The organism is Pelagerythrobacter sp. Soil_C_18 (assembly GCF_057657235.1).
Genome location: NZ_JBDGIU010000004.1, coordinates 51,400 through 76,962, shown reverse-complemented (window position 1 = coordinate 76,962; position 25,563 = coordinate 51,400). Strand labels below are relative to the sequence as shown.

28 protein-coding genes are annotated in these 25,563 nt (G+C 68.0%); 15 read left to right on the top strand and 13 right to left on the bottom strand.

Annotation, left to right across the window (positions count from 1 at the left end; translation table 11 throughout):
• Positions 1 to 8 precede the first annotated feature (8 nt).
• The 3 genes from AC3A5N_RS10590 to AC3A5N_RS10580 are packed head-to-tail and all read right to left on the bottom strand — an operon-like array spanning position 9 to position 2,146.
• Complete coding sequence (locus AC3A5N_RS10590) at positions 9 to 860, bottom strand: putative phage abortive infection protein (RefSeq protein ID WP_487737287.1); 852 nt, start codon at positions 858 to 860, stop codon at positions 9 to 11.
• The gene (locus tag AC3A5N_RS10585) at positions 857 to 1,063 is read right to left on the bottom strand and encodes a hypothetical protein (RefSeq protein WP_487737286.1); all 207 of its coding nucleotides are present in this window, start codon (positions 1,061 to 1,063) and stop codon (positions 857 to 859) included. The genes AC3A5N_RS10590 and AC3A5N_RS10585 overlap by 4 nt, the downstream gene beginning before the upstream one ends.
• A gap of 15 nt (positions 1,064 to 1,078) precedes the next feature.
• Positions 1,079 to 2,146: a ribonucleotide-diphosphate reductase subunit beta gene (locus tag AC3A5N_RS10580; protein WP_487737285.1), complete on the bottom strand. Its 1,068-nt coding sequence runs from the start codon at positions 2,144 to 2,146 to the stop codon at positions 1,079 to 1,081.
• A gap of 283 nt (positions 2,147 to 2,429) precedes the next feature.
• Here AC3A5N_RS10580 and AC3A5N_RS10575 point away from each other — a divergent pair, with 283 nt between their 5' ends.
• Positions 2,430 to 2,684, top strand: coding sequence for a hypothetical protein (locus tag AC3A5N_RS10575; RefSeq protein ID WP_487737284.1), 255 nt, complete (start codon positions 2,430 to 2,432; stop codon positions 2,682 to 2,684).
• Positions 2,685 to 2,788: 104 nt separating this feature from the next.
• Positions 2,789 to 3,028 carry a DUF2171 domain-containing protein gene (locus tag AC3A5N_RS10570; protein ID WP_487737283.1) on the top strand — a complete coding sequence of 80 codons (240 nt, stop codon included), beginning with the start codon at positions 2,789 to 2,791 and terminating at the stop codon, positions 3,026 to 3,028.
• Between the two features lie 45 nt (positions 3,029 to 3,073).
• Here AC3A5N_RS10570 and AC3A5N_RS10565 read toward each other — a convergent pair whose 3' ends face one another.
• The 5 genes from AC3A5N_RS10565 to nadB form a co-directional block, all read right to left on the bottom strand.
• Positions 3,074 to 3,418, bottom strand: coding sequence for a hypothetical protein (locus AC3A5N_RS10565; RefSeq protein ID WP_487737282.1), 345 nt, complete (start codon positions 3,416 to 3,418; stop codon positions 3,074 to 3,076).
• Positions 3,419 to 3,476: 58 nt separating this feature from the next.
• Positions 3,477 to 3,764 carry an endonuclease domain-containing protein gene (locus AC3A5N_RS10560; RefSeq protein ID WP_487737281.1) on the bottom strand — a complete coding sequence of 96 codons (288 nt, stop codon included), beginning with the start codon at positions 3,762 to 3,764 and terminating at the stop codon, positions 3,477 to 3,479.
• A 69-nt stretch (positions 3,765 to 3,833) separates the two neighbouring features.
• The gene (locus tag AC3A5N_RS10555) at positions 3,834 to 5,870 is read right to left on the bottom strand and encodes a ribonucleoside-diphosphate reductase subunit alpha (RefSeq protein WP_487737280.1); all 2,037 of its coding nucleotides are present in this window, start codon (positions 5,868 to 5,870) and stop codon (positions 3,834 to 3,836) included.
• 490 nt (positions 5,871 to 6,360) lie between these two features.
• Complete coding sequence (locus AC3A5N_RS10550; protein ID WP_487737279.1) at positions 6,361 to 7,254, bottom strand: alpha/beta fold hydrolase; 894 nt, start codon at positions 7,252 to 7,254, stop codon at positions 6,361 to 6,363.
• Between the two features lie 180 nt (positions 7,255 to 7,434).
• On the bottom strand, positions 7,435 to 9,012 hold the full coding sequence (gene nadB / locus AC3A5N_RS10545; RefSeq protein ID WP_487737278.1) for an L-aspartate oxidase: 1,578 nt from the start codon (positions 9,010 to 9,012) through the stop codon (positions 7,435 to 7,437).
• A gap of 46 nt (positions 9,013 to 9,058) precedes the next feature.
• On the opposite strand from nadB, the gene AC3A5N_RS10540 reads away from it, so the two are divergent.
• Genes AC3A5N_RS10540 through AC3A5N_RS10530 form a run of 3 tightly spaced genes read left to right on the top strand, consistent with a single transcriptional unit; the run spans position 9,059 to position 11,058 of the window.
• Entirely contained in the window at positions 9,059 to 9,910 is an 852-nt protein-coding gene (locus AC3A5N_RS10540) for an endonuclease/exonuclease/phosphatase family protein (protein WP_487737277.1), read from the top strand.
• A 4-nt stretch (positions 9,911 to 9,914) separates the two neighbouring features.
• The gene (locus AC3A5N_RS10535; protein ID WP_487737276.1) at positions 9,915 to 10,829 is read left to right on the top strand and encodes a CE1 family esterase; all 915 of its coding nucleotides are present in this window, start codon (positions 9,915 to 9,917) and stop codon (positions 10,827 to 10,829) included.
• Positions 10,830 to 10,866: 37 nt separating this feature from the next.
• Entirely contained in the window at positions 10,867 to 11,058 is a 192-nt protein-coding gene (locus tag AC3A5N_RS10530) for a hypothetical protein (RefSeq protein WP_487737275.1), read from the top strand.
• A gap of 9 nt (positions 11,059 to 11,067) precedes the next feature.
• Here AC3A5N_RS10530 and AC3A5N_RS10525 read toward each other — a convergent pair whose 3' ends face one another.
• On the bottom strand, positions 11,068 to 12,015 hold the full coding sequence (locus tag AC3A5N_RS10525; protein WP_487737274.1) for an ABC transporter ATP-binding protein: 948 nt from the start codon (positions 12,013 to 12,015) through the stop codon (positions 11,068 to 11,070).
• Positions 12,016 to 12,120: 105 nt separating this feature from the next.
• On the opposite strand from AC3A5N_RS10525, the gene AC3A5N_RS10520 reads away from it, so the two are divergent.
• The 5 genes from AC3A5N_RS10520 to AC3A5N_RS10500 are packed head-to-tail and all read left to right on the top strand — an operon-like array spanning position 12,121 to position 15,318.
• A complete protein-coding gene (locus AC3A5N_RS10520) occupies positions 12,121 to 12,381 on the top strand; it encodes a zinc-finger domain-containing protein (protein ID WP_487737273.1) in 261 nt (86 codons plus the stop codon).
• A 45-nt stretch (positions 12,382 to 12,426) separates the two neighbouring features.
• Complete coding sequence (gene tldD, locus AC3A5N_RS10515) at positions 12,427 to 13,878, top strand: metalloprotease TldD (RefSeq protein ID WP_487737272.1); 1,452 nt, start codon at positions 12,427 to 12,429, stop codon at positions 13,876 to 13,878.
• A 55-nt stretch (positions 13,879 to 13,933) separates the two neighbouring features.
• A complete protein-coding gene (locus AC3A5N_RS10510; protein WP_487737271.1) occupies positions 13,934 to 14,362 on the top strand; it encodes a hypothetical protein in 429 nt (142 codons plus the stop codon).
• 3 nt (positions 14,363 to 14,365) lie between these two features.
• Positions 14,366 to 14,761 (top strand): hypothetical protein, encoded by a 396-nt coding sequence (locus tag AC3A5N_RS10505; RefSeq protein WP_487737270.1) that lies wholly within the window; start codon positions 14,366 to 14,368, stop codon positions 14,759 to 14,761.
• Between the two features lie 8 nt (positions 14,762 to 14,769).
• Positions 14,770 to 15,318 (top strand): DUF924 family protein, encoded by a 549-nt coding sequence (locus tag AC3A5N_RS10500; RefSeq protein WP_487737269.1) that lies wholly within the window; start codon positions 14,770 to 14,772, stop codon positions 15,316 to 15,318.
• A gap of 10 nt (positions 15,319 to 15,328) precedes the next feature.
• Here the strand turns inward: AC3A5N_RS10500 and AC3A5N_RS10495 are convergent, their stop codons facing one another.
• The 4 genes from AC3A5N_RS10495 to recQ form a co-directional block, all read right to left on the bottom strand.
• Entirely contained in the window at positions 15,329 to 16,303 is a 975-nt protein-coding gene (locus AC3A5N_RS10495) for an NAD(P)H-dependent flavin oxidoreductase (RefSeq protein ID WP_487737268.1), read from the bottom strand.
• 59 nt (positions 16,304 to 16,362) lie between these two features.
• Positions 16,363 to 17,787: a Na+/H+ antiporter NhaC family protein gene (locus AC3A5N_RS10490; RefSeq protein ID WP_487737267.1), complete on the bottom strand. Its 1,425-nt coding sequence runs from the start codon at positions 17,785 to 17,787 to the stop codon at positions 16,363 to 16,365.
• Positions 17,784 to 18,935 (bottom strand): trans-sulfuration enzyme family protein, encoded by a 1,152-nt coding sequence (locus AC3A5N_RS10485; protein WP_487737266.1) that lies wholly within the window; start codon positions 18,933 to 18,935, stop codon positions 17,784 to 17,786. The genes AC3A5N_RS10490 and AC3A5N_RS10485 overlap by 4 nt, the downstream gene beginning before the upstream one ends.
• A 90-nt stretch (positions 18,936 to 19,025) precedes the next feature.
• Complete coding sequence (gene recQ / locus AC3A5N_RS10480; protein WP_487737265.1) at positions 19,026 to 20,819, bottom strand: DNA helicase RecQ; 1,794 nt, start codon at positions 20,817 to 20,819, stop codon at positions 19,026 to 19,028.
• A gap of 137 nt (positions 20,820 to 20,956) precedes the next feature.
• Here recQ and AC3A5N_RS10475 point away from each other — a divergent pair, with 137 nt between their 5' ends.
• The 5 genes from AC3A5N_RS10475 to AC3A5N_RS10455 all read left to right on the top strand — a co-directional run bounded on the left by AC3A5N_RS10475 (position 20,957) and on the right by AC3A5N_RS10455 (position 25,493).
• Complete coding sequence (locus AC3A5N_RS10475) at positions 20,957 to 21,256, top strand: hypothetical protein (RefSeq protein ID WP_487737264.1); 300 nt, start codon at positions 20,957 to 20,959, stop codon at positions 21,254 to 21,256.
• A gap of 109 nt (positions 21,257 to 21,365) precedes the next feature.
• Positions 21,366 to 21,593, top strand: coding sequence for a hypothetical protein (locus AC3A5N_RS10470; protein WP_487737263.1), 228 nt, complete (start codon positions 21,366 to 21,368; stop codon positions 21,591 to 21,593).
• A gap of 42 nt (positions 21,594 to 21,635) precedes the next feature.
• Positions 21,636 to 22,811: an acyl-CoA dehydrogenase family protein gene (locus tag AC3A5N_RS10465; RefSeq protein ID WP_487737262.1), complete on the top strand. Its 1,176-nt coding sequence runs from the start codon at positions 21,636 to 21,638 to the stop codon at positions 22,809 to 22,811.
• Positions 22,812 to 22,949: 138 nt separating this feature from the next.
• Complete coding sequence (locus AC3A5N_RS10460) at positions 22,950 to 24,194, top strand: CoA transferase (RefSeq protein ID WP_487737261.1); 1,245 nt, start codon at positions 22,950 to 22,952, stop codon at positions 24,192 to 24,194.
• An 84-nt stretch (positions 24,195 to 24,278) separates the two neighbouring features.
• On the top strand, positions 24,279 to 25,493 hold the full coding sequence (locus AC3A5N_RS10455) for an acetyl-CoA C-acetyltransferase (RefSeq protein WP_487737260.1): 1,215 nt from the start codon (positions 24,279 to 24,281) through the stop codon (positions 25,491 to 25,493).
• The last annotated feature ends 70 nt before the right edge of the window (positions 25,494 to 25,563 follow it).

Below are 25,563 nucleotides of genomic sequence, written 5' to 3'. Positions count from 1 at the left end.
GATGAAACTTATTTGCGCTCGGGGCGCAGTTCGGAGGTATTGGCCAAGGCTGCATTTTCCGCAGCTTGAGATCGGCTAATGAAGACCTCAGCCGGCAACGAGGACTCGATGAATTTCCTTTCCGCGTGACCAAATCGGTCTGAATTAAAACCTACATTGTGCAAAACCGCAAATTCTTTTAGATAGCGGACAAATTTATGCCTCCCCTCGCCAGAAATGCAGTTATACGCGAGAAGTATAAGTTCTGAACTAGAGAGATGGGCGCGCACCAATTGAGAGTAATAGTATTTCAGATCCTCAGATTCTTCACAGCGATCCGATATCATCTTGAAAAGATGATAGAGCAGTCTGAAATAGTGGCCCAGATCATCTCGAAACTCTTCGTAAAACTTGTCATACTTACGCCTAACCTTTTCGGGATGCCTGAAATCCGCAGGCCGCAAGTCCTGTCTAAGCTCGTCGAGCAACGCTCTGAATGCTTGGTGACCGTGAAAGGAATGACTCACGAAATCGGTTTCGGTCCCATCCTCAGCAACTTCCCTCCCCCAATTATGAGCTTGGGTAGCTTGAGCGAGGCTTTGGAAATGGTCAAGCAGTCCAAAGAAGTTGTTTTCGAAGTTTTGTCGTGAGCTTTCTTTCTGTTGCTGGCGCAGAGTAAGAAGAGCGCCAGCAGCCGCTAGGGCGGCCATTAGCGAAGCAAGTGATCCAAAAGAATCGCCGAACGTGCCCGACGATTCAAAGTTCGGATTTCGCCCAGGCCAGAGATCTACCCCGAAACCGTGAGCAACCACGCTTCCAAACCAAATCACCCAGAGACCAATGATCAGCCACGGCGCCCAGCCGAGCTGCTTGATCTTCACCGTTTTTTGGTCCCGTATGGTGATTGATTGGTCGGCTTCAAGGAAATCCCCTCGTTGGATGCCTTTGTCTGAATCGCGCCAGGTGTTCGGCCCATTTTCAAACCGATCACTCGAGTTGGAGTATTACCCGACGCCAAGCCCTTCAATTGGCGTACATCGTTCGACGTCCAGTTCTTTCCAGAATTTTTTGGTGCTTTCGCCATCCTAATTCTCCTTTTCTACTCCGCCGCCACACTCCCACCTTCCGCATCATCCCCGAACAGCCCCGGGCCCTCGTCGCCGAGGTCGTTCGCTTCCTCGCCCTTCCGGGCCTTCTGGCGCTGGTCGAAGCTCGACCAGACGTCCTGCCAGTTGCCCTTGGTGGCGCCCTTGGAATACTCGGTCGCGCGGGTTTCGAAGAAGTTGGCGTGCTCCACGCCGTTGAGCAGCGGGGCGAGCCAGGGCAGCGGGTGGTCCTCGACCATGTAGATCGCGGGCAGGCCGAGCTGGCCCAGCCGCCAGTCGGCGATGTAGCGGATGTAGTGCTTGATCTCCTTCGCCGTCATCCCCGGGACCGGGCCCTGCTCGAACGCGAGGTCGATGAAGGCGTCTTCCAGCCGCACCGTCTTCTGGCACATGTCCATGATGTCTTCCTTGACCGCCTTGGTCAGGCAGTCGCGCTCCTGCACGAAGGCGTGGAACAGGCGGGTGATGCCTTCGCAGTGCAGGCTCTCGTCGCGGACCGACCAGCTCACGATCTGGCCCATGCCCTTCATCTTGTTGAAGCGCGGGAAGTTCATCAGCATGGCGAAGCTGGCGAACAGTTGCAGCCCCTCGGTGAAGCCGCCGAACATCGCCAGCGTGCGGGCGATGTCCTCGTCGGTGTCGACGCCGAAGTTCTGCAGATAGTCGTGCTTGTTCTTCATCTCCTCGTATTCGAGGAACATGCCGTATTCGCTTTCGGGCATGCCGATCGTGTCGAGCAGGTGCGAGTAGGCGGCGATGTGCACCGTCTCCATGTTGGAGAAGGCGGCGAGCATCATCTTGATCTCGGTCGGCTTGAACACGCGGGCGTACTTGTCGTGGTAGCAATCCTGCACCTCGACGTCGGCCTGGGTGAAGAAGCGGAAGATCTGGGTGAGCAGGTTGCGCTCGTGATCGGAGAGCTTCTGCGCCCAGTCGCGGCAGTCCTCGCCCAGCGGCACTTCCTCGGGCATCCAGTGGATCTGCTGCTGGCGCTTCCAGAAGTCGTAAGCCCACGGATATTCGAACGGCTTGTAGGTCTTGCGGGCTTCGAGAAGGGACATCTGGCGTCTCCGGTTGGCGTTGGCCCCAACATATAGCGTATCGGGGCGGATATGTGAATCGGTTTGCGGGCGCCGGAGGGATCTTTGCGAGGGGCGGACCGCACGAGGCGGCAAGGCCCCGCACCCGCGAATCGTTCCCCGGCGTGCGCATCAGGCGAACAACACTATGCCCGCCGCCGGGCGCACCAAACCCGGCGCGCGCGATAGGGTGGGGATAACCGGTGGCGGCCGCGGAACGCCCGGGTGCGGCCGGCCGTTGGTCGCTCGCGAAAGGAGAATTGCCATGGGCGAATACGAGCCGGACGACAGCCGCAACGTCACTCTGAGGCCGGGGCCGGAGCCGGGCGGCATCGAGCGCACCGGCCCGCGCGAGGGCGAGACCCGCAAGGGCGACAAGCGTCCGCAGGAGGGCAAGGTGCAGGACCTCAACACCGGCGCGATCGGCGAGCGGCAGGCGCAGGCGGGCGAGCCGGTGGTCGGCGAGACCTCCGACGATCCGGCGCGGCGGGCCAGGGCGGACGCCGAGCGGCCGGTCTGATCCCGCGGCCTCGAACGAGCCGTTCCTCGCGTGCGCCCAGTCACGGAACGGGCGCCCGCCGGCCTCCGTTGGTCCCGCGTGGGGCAAGCGAAAGGACTGGAACCATGTTCGAGAAAATGCGCATCAAGGAACACATGGAAGTGGCCGACAGCAAGGGCCAGCACGTCGGCACGGTCGACGAAGTGGACGGCGACGCGATCAAGCTGACCCGCTCCGACAGCGCGGACGAGATGCACCACTTTCTCACGATTGAGGATATCGAGTCGATCGACGACAACCGCATCTATCTGAAGGAAGGCGCGCGGGTGCCCAGCGGCCTCGGCACGAGCGCCACACGGGCCTGAGCTCGCGGGCAGGCAGTCCCGGCGCCCGAGGGCGCCGGCCTCGCCTTAGCTACGCCTGCGCGAACCGAACCAGGATCCGCCGCCGAGCACGGTGATCCCGAGGAAGAACCCGAAGTCGTACCATCCGCCGCGGTTGGGCACGGCGTAGACCGCGATCTCCGGGTCGAACAGCGAGCCGATCCAGGCGAACGGGAAGACGAACCCGTGCCACAGGCCCCAGAGAAAGCCGGGCGCGCCCGGATCCTGCGACACGCCCGCGTCGACTTGTGACGCGCAGGCGGAGAGGGCGGTGAGGAGGAGGACGGCCGTTAGGCCCCTCTCCCATCGGGAGAGGGAGGGGCCCGCGCCGCGCAGCGGCGTGGGAGGGTGAGGGTGGATGCGAGGTGTCATTCGGACCTCCCGTCAAGATGGGATGCTATCGTATCGAGCACGCCGTCGAGGTTGTCCATCACCTCGCTGTTCCAGAGAAGCCCTCCGCTTCGATATAGCGTGTCCGGCGAGCGTCGGCTTCGAGCATTTCTGCGTGCTGGCCGCCATCCACTTCGATCACAAGTTTGTGCCGGAAGGTCAGGAAGTCGGCGATGTAGGCGCCGAGCGGGGTTTGCCGCCGCAATTTCGCTTCGGGGAACGCCTTGCGCATTGCGCGCCAGAGCAGGCGTTCTGCATCGGTCATATCGCGGCGCAGGCGACGGGCTCGGTCGACCGCGCCGGAGGGAGCGCTGCGGTAGCTCTTCACCGGCCGAGCGCCCTCACCCTTCCGCGCCTGCGGCGCTCCCTCCCTCTCCCGGTGGGAGAGGGATAAGGCTTACTGGCAGGCCAGGCATTCCTCGTAGTCGGTCTGCTCGCCGGCGGTGAGCTCGTACTTGGCCGCGTCGGGCGTGTTGTCGGCCTCGACGCCGCCGGCGAAGCCGGCGCGCTGCACAGACTTCGACCGCAGGTAGTAGAGCGACTTGATGCCCTTCTCCCACGCCTGGAAGTGGAGCATCATCAGGTCCCACTTGTCGACGTCGGCCGGGATGAACAGGTTCAGGCTCTGCGCCTGGTCGATGTAGGGCGTGCGGTCGCCCGCGAATTCGAGCAGCCAGCGCTGGTCGATCTCGAAGCTGGTCTTGAAGGTCGCCTTTTCCTCCGGCGTCAGGAAGTCCAGGTGCTGGACCGATCCGCCCTTCTCGAGGATCGAGTTCCACACGTTGGTCGAATCCTTCGACTTCTCGCGCAGCAGCTTCTCGAGATAGGGGTTCTTGACCACGAACGAGCCCGACAGGGTCTTGTGCGTGTAGATGTTCGCCGGAATCGGCTCGATGCAGGCCGACGTGCCGCCGCAGATGATCGAGATCGACGCGGTCGGCGCGATCGCCATCTTGCAGGAGAAGCGCTCCATCGCGCCCATGTCCTCGGCATCCGGGCAGGGGCCGCGTTCCTTGGCGAGCATCATCGAGGCTTCGTTCGCCTTGGCGTTGATGTGCTTGAACATCTTGAGGTTCCACACTTTCGCCATCGGGCTTTCGAAGCCGATGCCCTTCGCCTGAAGGAACGAGTGGAAGCCCATCACGCCCATGCCGACGCTGCGCTCGCGCATGGCCGAATACTTCGCCCGCGCCATTTCGGGCGGGGCGCGGTCGATATAATCCTGCAGCACGTTGTCGAGGAAGCGCATGACATCCTCGATGAACAGCTTGTCGCCGTCCCACTCTTCCCACTTCTCGAGGTTGAGCGAGGACAGGCAGCAGACCGCCGTACGATCGTTGCCGAGATGGTCGCGGCCGGTCGGCAGGGTGATTTCCGAGCACAGGTTCGACGTCGAGACCTTGAGGCCCAGATCGCGGTGATGCTTGGGCATCATCCGGTTCACCGTGTCGGAGAAGACGATGTAGGGCTCGCCCGTGGCAAGCCGCGTCTCGACCAGCTTCTGGAACAGGCTGCGCGCATCGATCGTCTTGCGCACGCTGCCGTCGCGCGGGGAGACGAGATCGAAGGTCTCGCCGGCGCGCACCGCTTCCATGAAGGCGTCGGTCACCAGCACGCCGTGGTGCAGGTTGAGCGCCTTGCGGTTGAAGTCCCCCGAAGGTTTGCGGATCTCGAGGAATTCCTCGATCTCGGGGTGCGAGATGTCGATGTAGCAGGCGGCCGAACCGCGCCGCAGCGAGCCCTGGCTGATCGCCAGCGTCAGGCTGTCCATCACGCGCACGAAGGGGATGATGCCGCTGGTCTTGCCGTTGAGGCCGACCGGCTCCCCGATCCCGCGCACCTGGCCCCAGTAGGTGCCGATGCCGCCGCCGCGGCTGGCGAGCCAGACGTTCTCGTTCCAGGTGCCGACGATCCCTTCCAGGCTGTCCTCGACCGAGTTGAGGTAGCAGGAGATCGGCAGGCCGCGGTTGGTGCCGCCGTTCGACAGCACCGGCGTCGCGGGCATGAACCACAGCTTGGAGATATAGTCGTAGAGCCGCTGCGCGTGGTCCTGGTCGTCGGCATAGGCGTCGGCCACGCGGGCGAAGAGGTCCTGGAACTTCTCGCCCGGCAGCAGATAGCGGTCGATCAGCGTTTCCTTGCCGAATTCGGTCAAGAGCGCGTCGCGCGATTCGTCGATCGTGATATCGAACCGGCGGTCGAGGATCTTCTTCGAATCGTGCTGCTCGACCGAAGCCTTGGCCGCTTCGGCCATGGCGCCGGCGATCGCCTCGCCCGCCTTCTCCGCGACGAGCTGCTCGCTGCCCTTGTCCGCCTTGTCCATCTTCATCGCCTTCCCGGGCTTGGCGTCCGCCAGGGTTTCGTCACCCTCGAGCGTCATGCCGTCCGTCTGATCGAGTCCCATCGCCGCATCGTCCCCGGTTCTGAAATCCATGTTCGCCCCACCCGTTTCGCGCCACTGCCGAACAATCGCGCCGCAGGCGCGATGTTCCGCTTCCGTTCGATTCGGCGGAAGCCTGCTCCCGCCTAGCATTTCCCGGCGAACGGGGGGCAATTACTTATCCCCCGATCCGCCCCGGCCCGGCTCCTGCGAGGGGGATTCCCGAGACCGATCGCCGCCCGCGCCCCGGAGGGCATTTGCTCGGCGGCAACACGATCTAGTGGGTCCCCCCGCATTCCTGACCACTAGATACTGAATCACCGGCGAGTCGGGTGCAAGGGGGTAAATGCCCCGAAACCCTCGCAGAGCGAGGTGTTCTATCCAGATGCCACACCGCGACGCGTGGGAACTCCTTGGGTCTGCGCCGGTGCAAGCCCCAAAATGAATCCGTGAAAAAATTTATATGCGGAAAGTGGGTATCGCCGGCCTTTGAATCAATCGAATCGGGCCGCGCAATTTCGTGGCGTCGCGCGGCCCTGCGGCGTCATGCTGCTGCGGCCATCCGGGTATGTCCGGCGATGGCGTCGGCGATCGGCTCGACCAGTTCGAGCGGCAGGTCGTGGCCCATGCCGGGGAAGCTCCGCAGCGTGGCGCCCGGGATCGATGCCGCGGTGTCCCGTCCGCCCGGGAACGGGACGAGCGGATCGTCCTCCCCGTGAATAACCAGCGTCGGCGCGGTAACCGCCTTGAGCCGTGTGCGCCGGTCTCCATCGGCGAGGATTGCGGCGAGCTGGCGCGAGAGCCCCTCTGGGTAATAGCTGCGCCGCACGCCGGCGGTGACGTTTGCGCGCAGCCGCGCTTCGTCGGCCGGGTAGCCGGGGCTGCCGATCGTGCGCGCGATCTTCATGCCGTGCGCGATCAGCACTTCCTCGTCATCGGACACGGGGCGCTTGGTCAGGACGTCGATCGCCTGCTTCTGCGCGGCCGGCAGGCGGCGGTTGCCGGTGGTCGACATGATCGAGGTGAGCGAGAGCACCCGCTCGGGGTGAGTGAAGGCGATATGCTGCGCGATCATCCCGCCCATGCTCGCGCCGACCACGTGCACCTTCCGGATCCCCAGCGCGTCGAGCAGCCCGACGCCGTCCGCCGCCATGTCGGCCAGCGTATAGGGCACGCGCGGGGTCAGGCCGAGCCGGCCGAGCAGCATGAGCTTGAGAATGCCCGGCGCCTTCACGCCGTGGAACTTGTGGCTGAGGCCGATGTCGCGGTTGTCGTAGCGGATCACCCGGTACCCCCGCGCCACCAGTGCCTCGACCAGCTCGATCGGCCACAAGGTCAGCTGCGCGCCGAGCCCCATGACCAGCAGCACCGGCGGATCGCCCGGGTTGCCGTAGTCCTCGTATTCCAGCGTGATGCCGTTGGCGGTGATTTGTGTCATCGGTCCCCCTCCTCCCTTTCCGTTCGCGGAAAGGCCGTGGTGGACATAGCGCGGCCGCGCCAACCTTCAAACTGCCTGTGTTGCGCGAGGGCCCACCCCGTTGCGACTAACCTCGCCTTCGGCTCGCCAAGTCTCACTCCCCTCCCGCTTGCGGGAGGGGCCGGGGGTGGGTCTGGAACGTCACGGCACCAGCACCGTGTCGCGCGCCTCCGTCAGTGTCTCCGGGTAATCCAGCGTGAAATGCAGCCCCCGGCTTTCGTGGCGTTTGAGGGCGCTGCGGACGATCAGGTCGGCGCACTGGTGGAGGTTGCGCAGTTCGATCAGGTCGGTCGTGACGCGGAAGGAGCCGTAGTAGTCCTCGATTTCCTGCGCGAGCAGCTCGATGCGGTGCTGCGCCCGCTCGAGGCGCTTGGTGGTGCGCACGATGCCGACGTAGTTCCACATCATCCGCCGGATCTCGGTCCAGTTCTGCTTGATGATGACTTCCTCGTCGGAATCGGTCACGCGGCTCTCGTCCCACTCGCGGATCGGCGGCGGGTCGTCGAGCTGGTCCCAGCATTCCGCGATGTCGCGCGCGGCGGCCTCGCCGAAGACGAAGCATTCGAGCAGGCTGTTGGAGGCGAGGCGGTTGGCGCCGTGGAGGCCGCTCTCGGTGCATTCGCCCGCGGCCCACAGGCCCGGCAGGTCGGTGCGCGCGTCGAGGCCGACGGGAATGCCGCCGCAGGTGTAGTGCTGCGCGGGCACGACCGGGATCGGCTCCTTCGTCATGTCGATGCCGAGGCCGAGCAGCTTCTCGTGGATCGTCGGGAAGTGCTGGCGCACGAATTCGGGCGGCCGGTGGCTGATGTCGAGGTGGACGCAGTCGAGGCCGTAGCGCTTGATCTGGTCGTCGTTGGCGCGAGCGACAATGTCGCGCGGGGCGAGCTCGGCGCGCGGGTCGTAGTCGGGCATGTAGCGGTGCCCGGTCTCCGGATGGAGCAGGTGCCCGCCTTCGCCGCGCACGGCCTCTGTGATGAGGAAGTTCTTGACGTCGAGATTGTAGAGGCAGGTCGGGTGGAACTGCATCATCTCCATGTTGGCGACGCGGCAGCCGGCGCGCCAGGCCATGGCGATGCCGTCGCCGGTCGCGCCGCGCGGCGCGGTCGAGAACTGGTAGACGCGGCCCGCGCCGCCGGTCGCCAGCACTGTGGCGCGGGCGACATGGGCGACGACCTTGCCGCTCGCCTCGTCGAGCGCATAGGCGCCCCAGACGCGGCCGGAACCGGAGAACGTCTGCTGGTTGCGCCCGGTGATCAGGTCGATGCAGGCCTGGCCGGGCAGGAGCGTGACGTTGGGATGCGCCTCGGCTGCCTTGAGCAGCGCCTCCTGCACGGCCCAGCCGGTCGCGTCGTCGACGTGGACGATGCGGCGGTGCGAATGGCCGCCCTCGCGGGTCAGGTGCAGGTCCCCGCTCTCTCGGTTGAACGGCACGCCGAGCTCGATCAGGCGGTCGATCGCGTGGGGTGCGCGTTCGATCACGAACTCGACCGTCTCGCGCCGGTTGAGGCCCGCGCCGGCGACCATCGTGTCGTGGATGTGGTGCTCGAAGGTGTCGCCTGCGTCGAGCACGGCGGCGATCCCGCCCTGCGCCCAGGCGGTGCTGCCGCCGGTCAGCGACCCCTTGGCGAGGACCAGCACTTTCTTTGTCTCCGCCAGGGCGAGCGCCGCGCTGAGCCCCGCAGCGCCAGAGCCGATGACGATGATATCGGTGTCGTTCATGGCACTTCTGTTGCACAGCGCGCGGCGGCGCGACAGAGAGGATTCGATGAGAGCCGCGAGAGGAATCATCGCCATGGGTGAAGCTGGCTTTGGCCGCCGCGCGGTGCTCGCCGGGATGGCGGCGCTTCCGCTCGCCGCCTGCGCGCCGGGCCTTGCGGGCGGGGCGAAAGGGCGCCTGCGCGCCGCGACGTTCAACATCTGGCACGACGCGGGCGGCAACTGGCCGGTGCGGCTGGGGCTGCTCGCCGACGTGCTGCGCGCGGCCGATCCCGATGTCATCGCGCTGCAGGAAGTGCTCGAGGATGCGGGCAAGGGCCTGCCCAACCAGGCCGACACGATCGCGGCGGAGCTCGGCTATCCCGAAGTGCATTTCGTCGCCGTCGAGCCTGAGGGCGCGCCCAAGCGCTACGGCAATGCGATCCTCACCCGCCTGCCGGTGATCGAAGTGGCGCGGCGCAAGCTGGAGCCGCTGTCCGACTACCGCACTGCGATCCGCGTTCGGGTGAGGACGGACGCCGGCCCGGTCGACGTGGTCGGAACGCATCTCGCGTGGAAGCCCGAGCAGGGGCCGGTGCGCGCGGAGCAGCTTGCCGACCTGCTCGCCTGGCTGCCGGACGACGGGACGCCGCTGATCGTGATGGGCGATTTCAACGCGCCGCTCGACGACCCCGGCCTAAAGACGATGGGGCCGCCGCGGTTCGTATCGGCGCTGCCGCCCGGCGCGGCCGAGACCACGCTGAACACCGCGCGCGGGCACGAGCCGCGGGTGATCGACCATATCTTCGCCGAACGCTCCGCCTTCGCAGTCGTGGAGGCCCGGGTGATCGGCGACCGGGCGGCGGACGGCGAGTATCCGTCCGACCACTTCGGCGTCGCTGCCACCCTGACGAGGCGCTGATCCGATGACGCTTGCCCGCTTTGCCGCCTGCCTCGCCTTCGTGCTCGGCCTCGCCGCTCTCGCGCAGCCCGCCGCGGCCGCGCCCGTCTGCGCGATCGGCGCACCGGGCACGACGCAGCGCGTCGCGGTAGGCGAGACGGGCCGGTCCATGCTGATCCACATCCCCGTCGGCGTGGAGCGCGTGCGCGATCTGCCGCTGGTGTTCCTGCTCCACGGCAGCGGGGGCACGGGCGCGGCGATGCTCGACAGCTCGGGGCTGGCCGCGACGTCCGACCATCACGGCTTCCTGCTCGCCGCGCCCGATGCCGGCATTCCGGTCGACAAGGGCTTCGTGTGGAACATTCCCGGCGTGCCGACGATCACCGGCGAGATCCCGACCTCCGAGGATCCTGACGACGTCGCCTTCCTCACCGCCGCGATCGACTGGCTGGCGGAAAGCGGGTGCGTCGATCCCGAGCGGGTCTATGCGACCGGCCTTTCGGGCGGCGGGCGGATGACGTCGTGGCTGGGCTGCGTCGCGTCGGACCGTTTTGCGGCGATCGCGCCGGTCGTGGGCTTGCGCGCGGGCAATCCGCTCGCCTCCGATCCGCAGCGCCCCGATCCGGCCACCTGCCGGCCCGAGCATCCGATGCCGGTGCTGGCATTCGCGGGGGAGACCGACACGGTCAATCCGGTCGCCGGAGGCGGCGCGGGATACTGGCAGTACCCGATGTCCGCGGCGCTAGCGCGCTGGGCCGAGCTCGGCGATTGCCGCACCGGGCCCGAGACCGCGGCCCTGTCGGAGACGGTCGAGGAGCAGCGCTACGGCCGATGCCGGGGCCGCGCGCAGGTGATCGGCCGCCTCGTGGCGAGGCGTGGCCACGAATGGGTCGCGGATAACGAAGCGATGTGGTATTTCTTCTGGCGTCATCGCCGCTGAGGCGTACCGGCGAGTTCGGCAACGAGGTCCAGAGGACATGGAAGACACGAAAACGAAGCGGCTGCGCCAGGAGCGTGACGCGGCCGAGCACGACAAGGCGATCATGCAGCGGCTGCTCAACCGCGCCGCCACGGAGATCGAGGAACTGGCCGACGCCGACTGCGAGGACAACACGAAGGATCGCGCCCTCAGCGCCGCGACCCGTTTCCGCCGCGCCGCGCAATCCTGAAGGTCCGCTTCAGCCCGCGCTGGTCAGCTGGACGAACACGTCCTCCAGGTCCGGCTCGCGCGTGGTGACGTCCTCGATTACGTAGCCGTGGGCCTGAATTCGCGCGAGCACCTGCCCGGCGCTCGCCTTGTCGCGGTCGTAAGTGATCTCCAGCGTGCGCGGATCGAGCGCTTCGGCCTTGACGAAGCCGTCGTCTGTCGGCGGGCCGGCAATGTCCCTGTCGAGCGTGACCCGCACGATCTTCTCGCGCGCCATGCCGACCAGTTCGCGGGTCGGCTTGTTGGCGATCAGCTTGCCGCGGTTGATGATCGCGATCCGGTCGCAGAGCTGCTCGGCTTCCTCGAGATAGTGGGTGGTGAGCACCACGGTGACGCCGCGCCGGTTGAGATCGGTCACCAGTTCCCACAACTGCCGCCGCAGCTCGACGTCGACCCCGGCGGTCGGCTCGTCGAGCACCAGGATCGGCGGCGAATGGACCATCGCCTTGGCGATCAGCAGCCGCCGCTTCATCCCGCCCGACAGGGTGCGGGCATAAGCGTCGCGCTTGTCCGCCAGATGCACCGCGGCGAGCAGTTCCTCGCTGCGCCGGTCGCGCTTGCCGATGCCGTAGAACCCGCCCTGGTTCTCCAGCACTTCGAACGGGGTGAAGAACGGATCGAAGACGATTTCCTGCGGGACGATGCCGATCATCCGCTTGGCGTTGCGCGGGTTCCGGTCGATGTCGAAGCCCCAGATCTCGGCGCTGCCGCCGGTCTTCCGCACGAGCCCGGCGAGGATGTTGATCAGCGTCGACTTGCCCGCCCCGTTGGGGCCCAGAAGGCCGAAGATCTGCCCCTGCGGCACGTCGAAGCTGACCCCGTCGAGCGCGAGCTTGCCTTCCTCGCCCTTCACTCCCGCGTAGCGCTTGGTGAGGTCGCAGATGGCGATAGCGGGTTCGGCAGGAGGAGAAGCGGTCATGCCGCTCACTTGGCGTCGCCCGCCCGATCCGTAAAGGGCGAAGGCCCCATTACGATCACGCACGCGCAGTTGCGTGCGGACGCGCTTCGCATTATCGGGCGGCGCATGGACATCGCACCGCCCGAAGTGACTCTGGTCGATCATCGCCGCGTCAAGTGCGACGGCGCGCAAGCGATCCGCGGCGGCGACCGCTATCGCCCCTCCGCGCTCGGCCACCCCCGCGTCTGGCTCGAGATCGACGAGCACGGCTACGTCGACTGCGGCTATTGCGACCGCCGCTTCGTGCTGCGCGGCGGACCGGCCGAGGGTGCGACGCAGGCCGCGCTGGAGGATATCTCCGCCGGAAGCGATCCCGGCCACCGCTGACGGGTTACGGCTGACATTCGCGCGGGCATGCCTATATCGCATGCCATGACCCCATCAGCCGACCCCCAAGCCGACCCCCAAGCCGACCCACGCGCCTTTCTCTACGGCGAAGGCAGGCTCGAGCCCGAACGCGCACCCGCGCTTGCGGCCGAGATGCTCAAGCGCTGCGACGACGGCGAGCTCTACCTGCAATATACCGCGCGTGAGGCGCTCGCGTTCGAGGACGGGCGGCTCAGGACCGCCGACTACGCGCGCGATTCGGGCTTCGGCCTGCGCGGCATCTCGGGCGAGACGACCGGTTTCGCCCATGCGAACGAGATCAGCGACGCGGCGATCCGCCGCGCGGGCGAGACCCTGCGACTGCTCGATCCGACGGCGAGCGCGCTGGCCGCGCCGCCGCGCCGGAGCAACCGCCACCTCTACACCGCCGACAATCCGCTCGACGCGGTGCCCTTCGCCGAAAAGGTCAGGCTGCTGCAGGCGATCGACGCCGCCGCCCGCGCGCGCGATCCACGCGTGGTGCAGGTCAACGTGAGCCTGCTGGCGAGCTGGAGCGTGGTCGAGATCGTGCGGCCCGACGGCTTCGTCGCCACCGACGTGCGGCCGCTGGTGCGCCTCAACGTCGGCGTGGTCGCCGAAGCGAACGGGCGGCGCGAACGCGGCAGCTTCGGCTTCGGCGGGCGCTATCTCTACGATTCGCTGTTCGACCCCGCAGGATGGAACCGCGCGGTCGACGAGGCGGTGCGCCAGGCGCTGGTCAATCTCGACAGCGTGGATGCGCCGGCGGGCGAGATGACCGTGCTGCTCGGGCCCGGCTGGCCCGGCGTGCTGCTGCACGAAGCGGTCGGTCACGGCCTCGAGGGCGATTTCAACCGCAAGGGCACGAGCGCCTTCTCCGGCCGGATCGGCGAACGGGTCGCGGCGCCGGGCGTGACCGTGGTCGACGACGGTTCGATCCGCGACCGGCGCGGCTCGCTCTCGATCGACGACGAAGGCACGCCGACCGGCGAGACCGTGCTGATCGAGGACGGTATCCTCAAGGGCTATATGCAGGACCGGCTGAACGCGCGGCTGATGGGCGTCGCGGCAACCGGCAACGGCCGGCGCGAGGATTACCAGCATGCGCCGATGCCGCGCATGACCAACACCTTCATGCGTGCGGGGGACGACGATCCGGCCGAGTTGCTCGGCCGCGTGAAGAACGGCATCTACGCCAAGAGCTTCGGCGGCGGGCAGGTCGATATCGTCTCGGGCAAGTTCGTGTTCTCCTGCACCGAGGCCTACCGGGTCGAGAACGGCGTGATCGGTGCGCCGATCAAGGGCGCGACGCTGATCGGTGACGGACCGAGCGTGCTGACCCGCGTCTCGGGCATCGGCAACGATCTCGCGCTCGACGAAGGCGTGGGCGTGTGCGGCAAGGCCGGGCAGAGCGTGCCGGCCGGCGTGGGCCAGCCCACGCTGCTGGTCGACCGGCTCACTGTAGGCGGAACGGCCTGACGCCGCTGCGCCGCCGCTCATCGCGCATTCACTCCGGACGTGCTATAAGGCTGGCATGATCGGTACCAAGTCCATCTCAGTTCTGCTGGCGTCGCTCGCGCTCGCCGGCACGGTTTCCGCTTCTGCGGAGGAGCCGACGCGCGGCGAGACGAAGCTCGCCGAAATGCTGGAAGGACGCGTGGCCGGCGAGCCGGTCGACTGCCTGAGCGAGTCGCAGCGCGACTCGATCCAGATCGTCGACGGCACGGCAATCGTGTTCCGCGACGGCGGCACGCTGTGGGTCAACCGCCCGGCCGGCGCGCAGTTTCTCTCGCGCGGCGACCTGCCGGTGTTCCACCAGTTCAGCTCGCAGCTCTGCCGTCTCGATCAGGTCGAACTGCGCGATCGGCTCGGCAGCGGCACGATGCCGGGACCAAGGTTGGCGCTCGGTGACTTCGTCCCATACACGAAGGCGGACGATCAGGAGGCCGCCGAAGGAGGCTGACCGATGAAAACAGCAACCCTCTTTGCCGCAATCGCCGCGGGCGCCCTGTTCGCGCCGGCCGCGGCCGAGGAAGCCAAGCCCAAGGGCCAGGCCGAGCTCGCCAAATTGCTCGAAGGCCGCGTGGCCGGCGAACCGCAGAACTGCGTCCAGACCTTCCCCAACACGCACATGCGCATCATCGACGGCACGGCGATCGTGATCGAGCGGGGCAGCACGCTCTACGTGAACATCCCCCAGCATCCCGAATCGCTGGACGAGGGCGATGCGATGAAGATCCGCCGCACGAGCAGCCAGCTCTGCCGCACGGACATGGTGACGACCTTCGATCGCACGGGCGGGTTCTACACCGGCAATATCTTCCTCGGCGATTTCGTCCCTTACAAGAAGGTCGAAAGCTGATCTGACGCATGACTGCCGCCCCGCGCCGCTGGGCGGCGGAACTGCTCCATCTCTGGTTTCACAGGCTCGGCCCGGCCGACTGGTTCGGCGGCGACGCCGAGGTCGACGCACTGCTGCGCCGCCGCTTCGCACGCGAGTGGCATGTGCTGCGGCACCGGCCGGCGCCCGAGTTCCTGACCGATCCGCTGACCGCGCAGGCGGCGGTGCTGCTGTTCGACCAGGTGCCGCGTAATATCTTTCGGAATGATCCGCGTGCGTTTGCCTCGGACCGGCTCGCGCTCGCCATTGCCAGAGGCATGATCGCGTGCGGCTGGCACGAGCGTCTGCCGCGGCGGATGCGTGCTTTCACCGGAATGGCGCTGATGCACAGCGAGACGATCGCGGACCAGCGCGCCTCACTCGCCTTCTTTGCGCGCGAGGCGGGGAATCGCGGCTTCGCCGTCAGCCATCACCGGATGATCGCCCGCTTCGGCCGCTTCCCGCACCGCAACCCGGTGCTCGGCCGCCGCTCGACGCCGGCAGAGAAGCGCGCGGTGGCGCAGGGCTTCGCCTGGTAGCGGGCGGCGCTCAGGCGGCGCGCAGCGCGTCCATCCGGTCGATGATCTCGCTCGCCTGGCGCATGATCCGGTCGATCAGCTCCTTGCAGGTCGGAATGTCGTACACTAGCCCGGCGACCATGCCGCAGCTCCACGCGCCGCGATCCATCTCGCCCTCGCGCATGATCGAGGGATAGACGCCGGCGACTTCCTCGATGATGTCCTCGAACTTGAGGTCCGCGCCGAGTTCCTGCTCCTTCTCCAGCAGGCGCTCGACGGCGGCGTTGTTGAGCACGCGCTCGGTATTGCGCAGCGGGCGCATGACCAGCCGCGTGTCGAGCTCGCTCGCGGCGAGGATCGCCTGCTTGACGTTGTCGTGGACCGGCGCTTCCGTGGTCGCGATGAAGCGCGTGCCCATGTTCATGCCCGCCGCGCCGAACGCCAGGCTGGCGACCAGGCTGCGCCCGTCGGCCATGCCGCCGCTGGAGACGAACGGGATTTCCAGCTCGTCCGCCGCGCGGGGCAGAAGGATGAAGTTCGGCACGTCGTCCTCGCCCGGGTGGCCGCCGCACTCGAACCCGTCGACCGAGACCGCGTCGCACCCGATCGACTGCGCCTTCAGCGCGTGGCGCACGCTGGTGCACTTGTGGATCACCCTGATCCCGGCATCCTTGAGGTACGGCAGCACGGCCTGCGGATTGTTTCCGGCGGTCTCGACCACCTTGACCCCGCCCTCGATGATCGCGCGGACGTAGCCCGGATAATCCGGCGCGTTGACCGTGGGCAGGAACGTCAGGTTCACGCCGAACGGCCGGTCGGTCATATCCCGGCAGCGCGCAATCTCGTTGGCGAGATCGCCCGGCGTCTTCTGCGTGAGGCCGGTGATGATCCCGAGGCCGCCCGCATTCGACACCGCCGCCGCCATCTCCGCCAGCCCGACGAAGTGCATCCCGCCCTGGATGATCGGATGCTCGATCCCGAACATCTCGGTAATCGCGGTTTTCATGGTGTTCCTCCGTCCTCGTGCGCCGGACGGGACTGTCGCAATTCGCGGCACGTGGCAAGTCAGGCGGCTGGCTTCAGTCCCTTGCCCGTCAGGCGGTGGCGCAGGGCCATCAGCAGGCTGAAGACGGGGCCAAGCCAGCAGAACACGGCCCAGGGCGCGTAGGCGAGAGTCGCGACGCCGAGGGTCGAAGCCATGAACAGGCCCGAGACGGTCCAGGGCATCAGCGGCTCGGTGATCGTGACCGAGTCGGCCAGTGCGCGGCCGAGGTTTTCGGGGGCGAGGTCGCGTTCGGCATAGGACGGGCGGAACAGGCCGCCGACGACCAGTGAGGTGACGCCGCCGTGGCTGGTCATCCCGACCATCGTCGCGCCCGCCGCCATGGTCGCGGCCACCAGCCCGAAAGCGCCGCGCACCGCGCCCAGCAGCCGCGTGAGCAGCGTATCGAGCGCGCCGGAGACTTCCATTCCCGCGGCCAGCAGGAAGGCGGCAAGGATGAAGACCAGCGTCGGCGCCATGGCATAGAGGCCGCCGCGCTCGACCAGGCCGGTCAGTTGCTCGCTCACGGTGGCGTCAGGCGCCACCTGATCGAGCGTGAAGCCGGCGACGAACGCATGCACGCCCGCAGCGGCGGGGAACCCGTTGACCGTGACCCCGATCACGAGCGCCACGAGCGCCGAGGCGATGATTACCGGCGCCGGTGGGTAGCGCAGCGCGATCCCGCCGATGGCGACCGCGAGCGGCAGCGCGGCCCAGACGCCGGGCGCGAACAGGCCCACGAGTTCACCCCGGATCGCCTCGGCCGGGTTCGCCCCGGTCAGCGCCGCGCCGGGCGCGATCAGCGCGAAGGCTGCGATCGCGATCAGCGCGGGCGGCAGGCTGGTCGGCAGCATGTGGCGGATATGGGCGTAGAGTTCCGCCCCGGCGCCGATCGCGGTGATATTGGTCATGTCCGAGATCGGCGAGAGCTTGTCCCCGAAATAGGCGCCGGAGACGACGGCGCCCGCGATCGGCGCGAGCGGCAGGCCCATGGCCTCGGCCGCGCCCATCAGCGCGACGCCGATCGTGCCTGCCGAGCCCCACGAGGTGCCCGAGACGACCGACATCACCGCCGTCGCAAGGAACGCCGTCAGCGCCATCCACTGCGGGCTGATGAGGTCGATCCCGAGTACCACCAGCAGCGGGATCGTGCCCGCGAACATCCAGCTTCCCAGCAGTGCGCCGATGCCGAGCAGGATGAGCACCGCGGGCAGCGCCTCGGCCAGCAGCCGCCCGGCCGCGGCCTGGACCTCTGCCCAGCCGTGCCCGCGCGCACGCGCGATCCCGGCCGCGACAGCGGCGGCGAAGAGCAGCGCCAGCAGCAATGGCTCGCCGCCGAAGCCGAACACCGCCGCGCCGCCGACTCCGGCTGCGAACAATGCCACTATCGGCGCCAGCGCGAGGGCCAGCGGCAGCGGGGTCCGCTCGGTCCGTTCGATGTCGCTCATGCCAGTGCCTGCTCCAGATCGGCGATCAGGGCCTCGGCGCCTTCGAGCCCGACCGAGAAGCGCAGCAGGGTACGCGGCATGCGGCCGCCGTGATCGGGCCCCGGATCGGTCCGGTGCGCGCTCGACACCAGGCTTTCGACGCCGCCCCAGCTTATCGCCTTGCCGAACAGGCGCAGGCGGTTGCCGAGCGCGAGCGCCGCGGCATGATCGGGCAGGTCGAATTCGGCGGAGAGCAGGCCGGAGTGGCCGCGCATCTGCCGCGCGAACAGCGCCGCCTGCGCACCTTCGGCCAGCGCGGGATGGAACACCTGGCGGACCTTCGGATGATCCGCGAGGAAGCGCGCGACCGCGAGCGCATCCGCCTGCTGCCGGGCCAGCCGCGCAGGCAATGTCGCGAGCCCGCGCAGGAGCAGCCAGGCGTCGAACGGCGCCGTCACCGCGCCCATCAGCATGTAGCCGCGGCGGAACACGCGCTCGACGAGTTCGGCCGAGCCGGCGACTGCGCCGCCGAGCGTGTCCGAATGCCCGCCGATGTACTTGGTCAGGGAATGGAGCACGAGGTCGCAGCCCATTGCGAGCGGCTTCTGCAGCAGCGGGGTCGCCACGGTGTTGTCGGCCGCAGTCAGGATGCCGCGCGCCTTGGCGAGGCCGCAGATCTCCGCGATCGGCAGCAGCTCGAACCGCATCGAGCCGGGGCTTTCGAAGTAGATCATCTTCGTAGCGGGCGTCAGCGCCGCCTCGATCTCGTCGATACCGGCGGCGAAGCACCGGCTGTGTGTGACGCCGTAATCCTCCAGCCGCTGCGCGAACTCGATCGTCGGGCCGTAGATGTCGCCGCAGAACAGCACGTGATCGCCCTCGGCGAGCAGCGCGAAGAGCGTGGCCGAGATCGCGCCCATGCCGCTGGCGAAGCACTTGGCCGCCTCGGCGCCTTCAAGCCGGGCGAGCGTCTCCTCCAGCTCACGCACGGTCGGGTTGGTGCCGCGCGAATAGACGCAGACCTCGTTCTCGCGCGCCTGCGCGGCATGCAGTTCCTCGAGCGTTTCGAAGCGGAACAGCGAGGCCTGCACGATCGGCGGCATGACCGGCCCCGCGGCATCGCCGGCGCGCAGGCAGATCAGCGCATCGTCCGCATCGATCGGATTCATCGGCGCCAAACTCCCCTCACCTCAATGCAACGCTGGCCGCGCGCCATCGACGAGATCGCGCAGTCATGCAACCCCGACCCGGATCCTCCGTCAATGGCGCCTGATCGCGTCGAGGAAGCGTTCGCCATAGGCCTGCAGCTTCTTTGCGCCGACGCCGCCGATCTCGCCCAGCTCGGTGAGCGAGGAGGGGCGGCGGGCGGCCATTTCGCGCAAGGTGGCGTCGTGGAAGATGACGTAGGGCGGCACCTGCGCCTCTATCGCGAGCTCGCGGCGCAGTTCGCGCAGCGCGTCGAACAGCGGATCGCCGACCGGATTCGGTCCGCTGTCGCGGCGGCGGCGCTGGCGTTCGCTGCGAGGGGGAAGGACGATCTCGACCGTCTGCTCACCCTTCAGGATCGCGCGCGCGTCGCCGGCGAGGGCGAGGCCGCCGTGTTCGTTCGAGACCAGCGCACCGCGCGCCTGGAGCGCGCGCGAGAGCGGCTGGAGCAGGCGCGCCTCCTCCCCATCGACGATGCCGAACACGCTCAGTCGGTCGTGCCCGCGCTGGCGCACGCGCTCGTCCTCCGCCCCGGTCAGCACTTTCTGCAGGTGGCCGAAGCCGAAGCTCTGCCCGGTGCGATAGGCGGCCGAGAGCAGCTTGCGCGCGGTTTCGGTAGCATCGGTGACGCCGGGCGGGGAGAGGCAGTTGTCGCAATTGCCGCAGCTCTCGGGCGGGCTTTCGCCGAAATGGCGCAGCAGAACCGCGCGGCGGCACCCGGCGGTCTCCACCAGGCCCGCGAGCGCATCGAGCCGCGCGCGTTCGCCGGCCCGCCGCGCCTCGTCCACTTCGCTCAATCGCTGGCGCGCCTGCGCGAAATCGCCTGCGCCCCACAGCATGACCGCCCGTGCCGGATCGCCGTCGCGCCCGGCGCGGCCGGTTTCCTGATAATAACCCTCGATCGACTTGGGGATGCCGGCATGGGCGACGAAGCGGACGTCGGGCTTGTCGATCCCCATGCCGAAGGCGACCGTGGCGACGATCACCATGTCCTCGCTCGCGACGAAGGCGGCCTGGTTGGCGGACCGCACGGCGGGATCGAGCCCCGCATGGTAGGGCAGCACCGGGCGCCCGGTCGCGCCGGCGAGCTTTTCCGCCAGATCCTCCACCTTCCGGCGGGTCGGGGCATAGACGATCCCGGGGCCCTGCTCCTCCGATATAAGTGCAGCGAGCTGGCGCACCGGATTGTCGCGGTGGCGCATGACGTAGCGGATGTTGGGGCGGTCGAACCCGGCCAGCACCAGCCCTTCCGCCGGAATGCCGAGCTGCTCGAGAATGTCCGCCCGCGTATGCGCGTCGGCCGTCGCTGTCAGCGCGAGGCGGGGGACGTGCGGGAAAGCATCCATGAGCCCGCGCAACTGGCGGTAGTCGGGGCGGAAATCGTGCCCCCATTCGGAAACGCAGTGCGCCTCGTCCACCGCGAACAGCGCGAGCTGGGCCGAAGAAAGCAGCTCGCGGAAACCGGGCTGGCTGGCGCGTTCCGGTGCGACGTAGAGCAGGTCGAGCGCGCCCGCTCGGAAGGCGTCGATTGTCTCGCGCCAGTCGGCATCGACGCTGGTGAGCGCTGCCGCCTCGATCCCGTTCGCCCGCGCGGCGCGGAGCTGGTCGTGCATCAGCGCGATCAGCGGCGAGACGACGACGCAGGTGCCTGGCAGTATCGTCGCGGGAAGCTGGTAGGTCAGCGACTTGCCCGCGCCGGTGGGCATGACGGCCAGCGTCGATTCGCCGCCCAGCACGCGTTCGACCACGCGCGCCTGGACACCGCGGAAGTCGTCGTGCCCGAACAGCCGGCGCAGCTCCGCGCGTGCCGTGTCGAGCGGCTGTATCCTTTGGTGCCCCGCGTCCATCGCGGATCCGCATGGCAGATGCGGCGCGGCAGGTGAACGGCCAATCGGATCATTTGCCGTTTGCCGGAGGACTTGTGCGCCGCTAGCGTGCGCGCGCCCTGGCCATGCCGGGGCAGGAATTCACAGGAGAACAATCGATGAGGAAGATCCTTGCCAGCGCGTTCGCGGCTTCGGCGGCGCTTGCGCTCGCCGCTTGCGGCAGCTCCGAAGACGCGTCGGCCGATGCCGAGGCGGACACGGTCGAGATGCCGGCCGACGAGGCGCTCGCGCCCGTGACCGAAGAGCCGGTCGAAGCGCCGGTGGCCGAGCCGACCGCCGAGGACACGACGGCCGTCGACGCCAATGCCGCCGCCGACGAGGCGGGTGCAGCCGCCGCTGCCGCGGCCGCCGACGTCGCGGCCGAAGCCGCAGCCGCTTCGGAAGAGACGACCGAGTAAGCTTGTCCGCGCGCCCTTCGCGGGGCCGCAGCCAATCGATGAAGCGGGCGGATCGTTCAGGCGATTCGCCCGCTTTTCCTTTGTCCGCCGTTCGCTATGGTGCGCGGCGATGACGCGCTTCGCCCTTCTCGCCTTCCCGCTCCTGCTCGCCGCCTGCGAGCCGGCCGACAACCAGCCCGGCCCCGGCGGAGTCACGGTGGGCGAGGCCAAGGCGCTCGACGATGCGGCCGAGATGCTCGATCAGCAGCGACTGCCGCCTGACGCGCTCGACGAGGGCGCCGAAACCCCATCCTCCCCAGCCGCGACCCCGACGGCGGAGCCGGCACCCGCCGGATAGCTCCGCCCCGAATTTCATCACAGCGAGAGGACACGAAGACGCATGGCTCAAAGCGGCATGGACCCGGAACTTTTCGAGCAGTTCATCGACCAGCTCGAACGCTACGTCCGCGAACGGCTGATCCCGGCCGAGCGCGAGGTGATCGAGCACGATTCGATACCCGAGCCGATCCTGACCGAGATGCGCGACATGGGCCTGTTCGGTCTTACCGTGCCGGAGGACTATGGCGGCGCCGGCCTCAACACCAGCCAATATGCCCGCGTGGTCAGGACGATGGCTTACGCCGCGCCCGCGTTCCGATCGATCTTCTCGATCAACGTCGGCATGTTCAACTCGGCGATCAAGAACGGCGCGACCGAGGCGCAGAAGGCGGAGTGGTGGCCGCGGATCGCCGGAGGCGAGATCGCCTGCTTCGGTCTGACCGAGCCCGGTTCGGGCAGCGACAGCGCGGCCATGCAGACGACCGCCAGGCCCGATCCCGAGGGCAACGGCTGGATCCTCAACGGCACCAAGCGGTACATAACCAACGCACCGCAGGCCAAAGTCGGCCTGATCATGGCCCGCACCCAAAAGGAGGCGCTGCCCAAGAACGCGCACGTCTCCGCCTTCATCGTGCCGATGGACGCGCCGGGCGTCTCGGTCGGCAGCGCGGACAAGAAGATGGGCCAGTCGGGGGCGCAGATCGCGGACATCATTCTGGAAGACGTGCACGTGCCGGGCGATGCCCTGCTCGGCGGGGAGACCGGCAAGGGCTTCGTCTTCGCGATGAAGAGCCTCGACAACGGGCGCATCTCGGTCGGCGCGGCGTCCACCGGCTACGCGCGCCGTGCGCTCGATTCGGCGCTACGCTACGCCACCGAGCGCAAGGCTTTCGGCGAGCCGATCGCCAATTTCCAGCTCATCCAGCAGATGCTCGCCGAGAGCGAGACCGAGATCTATGCCGCCGAATGCATGATGGCCGACGTTACCGCGCGCGCCGACGCGGGCGAGAACATCCTGCGCAAGGCCGCCGCCTTCAAGGTCTTCGCCAGCGAGATGTGCGGGCGCGTGGTCGACCGGGTGGTGCAGGTCTACGGCGGCGCGGGCTACCTCGCCGAATACGACGCCGAGCGCTTCTTCCGCGACGCGCGGATCTACCGCATCTACGAGGGCACGACGCAGATCCTCCAGCTTCAGATCGCCAAGCACATGCTGCGCGACTTCGCGGCGGGGTCGTGACGACAGAGGTGGCTCGGGCCCACCCCATTGCAGCTAGGCTCGCCTGCGGCTCGCGAAGCCTCATTCCCCTCCCGCAAGCGGGAAGGGAGCGAGACTTGCCGGCTTGCCGGCTAGTCGCAGCGGGGTGGGCTCCGCACGATGTATAGCCTCCTCTCCGACCTCTCGATCGTCGAAGTGTCGAGCTTCGTCGCCTCGCCGACGGCGGGGCTCTACTGCGCGCAGATGGGAGCGGAGGTCGTGCGGGTCGACCAGATCGGCGGCGGGCTCGACTACGACCGCTACATGCAGACCGCCGAGGGGCGCAGCCTGTCGTGGGAGAACCTCAACCGCGCGAAGAAGAGCGTCGCGCTGGACTTGCGCAGTGCGGAGGGGCGCGAGCTGTGCGTCGAGCTGGCGCGCAGGACCGGCCAGCTCATCACCAACCTGCCCGAAAAGAGCTTCCTCAGCCACGCGGCGGTGAGCGAGGGGCGGGCGGACATGATCTCGGTGCGGATCATGGGCTGGCACGACGGGCGCCAGGCGATGGACTTCACGGTCAACGCCGCGAGCGGCTATCCACTGATGACCGGCCCGGCCGAATGGGACCTGCAGACCGCGCCGCCGGTCAACCAGATCCTGCCCGCGTGGGACTTCATCACCGGCGCCTACTGCGCGTTCGTGATGATGGCCGCGCTGCACCATCGCGCGGCGACCGGCGAGGGAAGCGAAGTGCGCGTGCCGCTGGGCGACGTCGCGCTGGGCACGGTCGCCAACAGCGGCGCCATGGCCGAGATGCTCTACCGCGGGGCGGACCGCGAGCGGCTCGGCAATGCGATCTGGGGCGCCCTGGGGCGCGACTTCACCAGCCGCGACGGCAAGCGCTTCATGGTCGCGGTGCTCACGCCCAAGCAGTGGGCGGCGATGGTCGAGGCGCTGGGCATCGCGGAGCCGGTCGCGGCGCTGGAGGCGAAGACGGGCCTGTCGTTCGCCCGGTCCGACCGCAACCGGTTCGAGCACCGCGAGGCGCTGTTCGCGATCGTACAGGAGGCTGCCGGGCGCGAGGACTACGGGGTGCTCGCAGAGCGGCTGGCGGCGGCCGGTGCGACGTTCGAACGCTACCGCACGATGCACGAGGCCGTGACCGATCCGGTGCTCGTCGCCGAGAACCCGCTGTTCGGCCCCTCGCCCGCCAATCCGAGCGGTTTCGCCTATCCGGCGGCCCGCTCGCTCGCCAACCTGCCCGGCCGCGCCGCCGGGGATCCCGCGCCCGCGCCCTACCTAGGCCAGCACAGCGAGGAAGTGCTCGCCGAGCGGCTGGGGCTGTCCTCGGGTGCGATCGGCGACCTGATCGACCGGGGCGTGGTGGCACCGAGCGACAGGGAATCCTTCCGGGGAACTGCCTGACAAGAATGTTCCTATTTGGTTATTTTTTATTGACATGAGTAGATTATTCGGTTATACAACCGGCCGAGATTCGGAGATTTTCAGATGACCAAACGCCGCGCCGCCATCGTCAGTCCCTTGCGCACGCCGGTCGGACGCTTCCTCGGCACGCTGGCGCCGCTGACGGCGGGCGATCTCGGGGCGGCGATCCTCAAGGCGCTGATCGAGCGGAGCGGGATCGATCCGGCGCGGGTGGACGACGTGGTATTCAGCCAGGGCTACGGCAACGGCGAGGCGCCGGCGATCGGGCACTGGGCCTGGCTCGCGGCGGGGCTTCCTCTGGAGGTCCCCGGCTATCAGCTCGACCGGCGCTGCGGGTCGGGCCTGCAGGCGGTGGTCAACGCGGCGATGATGATCGAGGCGGGGCATGCCGACGTGGTCGTCGCCGGCGGGTGCGAATCCATGTCCAACGTCGAGCACTACACCACGGCGCTGCGCGGCGGCGTGAAGGCGGGCAATGTCGAGCTGTGGGACCGGCTGACACGCGGGCGGCTGATGAGCCAGCCGATCGAGCGCTTCGGCGTGATCAGCGGCATGATCGAGACGGCGGAGAATCTCGCCAAGGATTACGACATCACGCGCGAGCAGGCCGACGCCTTCGCAGTTCGTTCGCACCGGAACGCGGCGGCGGCGTGGGACGCGGGGCGGTTCGACGCGCAGCTCGTCCCGCTCGAAGTGCCGCAGCGCAAGGGCGATCCGGTCGCGTTCGACCGCGACGAGGGCTTTCGCGCCGATGCCAGCATGGACACGCTGGGGCGCCTGCGCCCGCTCGAAGGCGGCGTCGTCACGGCGGGGAACGCCAGCCAGCAGAACGACGCGGCGGCCGCGTGCCTGGTCGTGGCCGAAGACAAGCTGGAGGAGCTCGGGCTCGAGCCGATGCTGTGGTTCTCCGGCTATGCCGCAGCGGGCTGCGACCCGAGCCGCATGGGCATCGGCCCAGTCCCCGCGGTCGAGCGCCTGTTCGCGCGCACCGGCAAGGGATGGGACGACGTCGGCTTGGTGGAACTGAACGAGGCCTTCGCGCCGCAAGTGCTCGCCGTGCTCAAGGGCTGGGGCTGGTCGGAGGACGACAGCCGGCGCGAGATCCTCAACGTCAACGGCTCGGGCATCTCGCTCGGCCACCCGATCGGCGCGACCGGCCTGCGCATTCTCGCCGACATGGCGCACGAGATGCACCGGCGCGAGGTGCGCTACGGGCTCGAGACCATGTGCATCGGCGGCGGCCAGGGGATTGCCGCGCTGTTCGAGCGGGCGGCGTGAGAGAGTATGGGTCTTCGCCCGTCATCCCAGCGAAAGCTGGAATCGCGCGCAGCACCGTACGACCTGGCGG

What these genes read in the sequence shown, in the direction of transcription:
- AC3A5N_RS10510 (WP_487737271.1), top strand. Translation starts at nt 13,934, where the DNA reads ATGATCGGTACCAAGTCCATCTCAGTTCTGCTGGCGTCGCTCGCGCTC.
- recQ (WP_487737265.1), bottom strand. Translation starts at nt 20,819, where the DNA reads ATGGACGCGGGGCACCAAAGGATACAGCCGCTCGACACGGCACGCGCG.
- AC3A5N_RS10525 (WP_487737274.1), bottom strand. Translation starts at nt 12,015, where the DNA reads ATGACCGCTTCTCCTCCTGCCGAACCCGCTATCGCCATCTGCGACCTC.
- AC3A5N_RS10575 (WP_487737284.1), top strand. Translation starts at nt 2,430, where the DNA reads ATGGGCGAATACGAGCCGGACGACAGCCGCAACGTCACTCTGAGGCCG.
- AC3A5N_RS10455 (WP_487737260.1), top strand. Translation starts at nt 24,279, where the DNA reads ATGACCAAACGCCGCGCCGCCATCGTCAGTCCCTTGCGCACGCCGGTC.
- nadB (WP_487737278.1), bottom strand. Translation starts at nt 9,012, where the DNA reads ATGAACGACACCGATATCATCGTCATCGGCTCTGGCGCTGCGGGGCTC.
- AC3A5N_RS10490 (WP_487737267.1), bottom strand. Translation starts at nt 17,787, where the DNA reads ATGAGCGACATCGAACGGACCGAGCGGACCCCGCTGCCGCTGGCCCTC.
- AC3A5N_RS10585 (WP_487737286.1), bottom strand. Translation starts at nt 1,063, where the DNA reads ATGGCGAAAGCACCAAAAAATTCTGGAAAGAACTGGACGTCGAACGAT.
- AC3A5N_RS10495 (WP_487737268.1), bottom strand. Translation starts at nt 16,303, where the DNA reads ATGAAAACCGCGATTACCGAGATGTTCGGGATCGAGCATCCGATCATC.
- AC3A5N_RS10530 (WP_487737275.1), top strand. Translation starts at nt 10,867, where the DNA reads ATGGAAGACACGAAAACGAAGCGGCTGCGCCAGGAGCGTGACGCGGCC.
- AC3A5N_RS10475 (WP_487737264.1), top strand. Translation starts at nt 20,957, where the DNA reads ATGAGGAAGATCCTTGCCAGCGCGTTCGCGGCTTCGGCGGCGCTTGCG.
- AC3A5N_RS10555 (WP_487737280.1), bottom strand. Translation starts at nt 5,870, where the DNA reads ATGGATTTCAGAACCGGGGACGATGCGGCGATGGGACTCGATCAGACG.
- AC3A5N_RS10465 (WP_487737262.1), top strand. Translation starts at nt 21,636, where the DNA reads ATGGCTCAAAGCGGCATGGACCCGGAACTTTTCGAGCAGTTCATCGAC.
- AC3A5N_RS10460 (WP_487737261.1), top strand. Translation starts at nt 22,950, where the DNA reads ATGTATAGCCTCCTCTCCGACCTCTCGATCGTCGAAGTGTCGAGCTTC.
- AC3A5N_RS10580 (WP_487737285.1), bottom strand. Translation starts at nt 2,146, where the DNA reads ATGTCCCTTCTCGAAGCCCGCAAGACCTACAAGCCGTTCGAATATCCG.
- AC3A5N_RS10520 (WP_487737273.1), top strand. Translation starts at nt 12,121, where the DNA reads ATGGACATCGCACCGCCCGAAGTGACTCTGGTCGATCATCGCCGCGTC.
- AC3A5N_RS10505 (WP_487737270.1), top strand. Translation starts at nt 14,366, where the DNA reads ATGAAAACAGCAACCCTCTTTGCCGCAATCGCCGCGGGCGCCCTGTTC.
- AC3A5N_RS10470 (WP_487737263.1), top strand. Translation starts at nt 21,366, where the DNA reads ATGACGCGCTTCGCCCTTCTCGCCTTCCCGCTCCTGCTCGCCGCCTGC.
- AC3A5N_RS10500 (WP_487737269.1), top strand. Translation starts at nt 14,770, where the DNA reads ATGACTGCCGCCCCGCGCCGCTGGGCGGCGGAACTGCTCCATCTCTGG.
- AC3A5N_RS10535 (WP_487737276.1), top strand. Translation starts at nt 9,915, where the DNA reads ATGACGCTTGCCCGCTTTGCCGCCTGCCTCGCCTTCGTGCTCGGCCTC.
- AC3A5N_RS10565 (WP_487737282.1), bottom strand. Translation starts at nt 3,418, where the DNA reads ATGACACCTCGCATCCACCCTCACCCTCCCACGCCGCTGCGCGGCGCG.
- AC3A5N_RS10540 (WP_487737277.1), top strand. Translation starts at nt 9,059, where the DNA reads ATGAGAGCCGCGAGAGGAATCATCGCCATGGGTGAAGCTGGCTTTGGC.
- AC3A5N_RS10485 (WP_487737266.1), bottom strand. Translation starts at nt 18,935, where the DNA reads ATGAATCCGATCGATGCGGACGATGCGCTGATCTGCCTGCGCGCCGGC.
- AC3A5N_RS10550 (WP_487737279.1), bottom strand. Translation starts at nt 7,254, where the DNA reads ATGACACAAATCACCGCCAACGGCATCACGCTGGAATACGAGGACTAC.
- tldD (WP_487737272.1), top strand. Translation starts at nt 12,427, where the DNA reads ATGACCCCATCAGCCGACCCCCAAGCCGACCCCCAAGCCGACCCACGC.
- AC3A5N_RS10570 (WP_487737283.1), top strand. Translation starts at nt 2,789, where the DNA reads ATGTTCGAGAAAATGCGCATCAAGGAACACATGGAAGTGGCCGACAGC.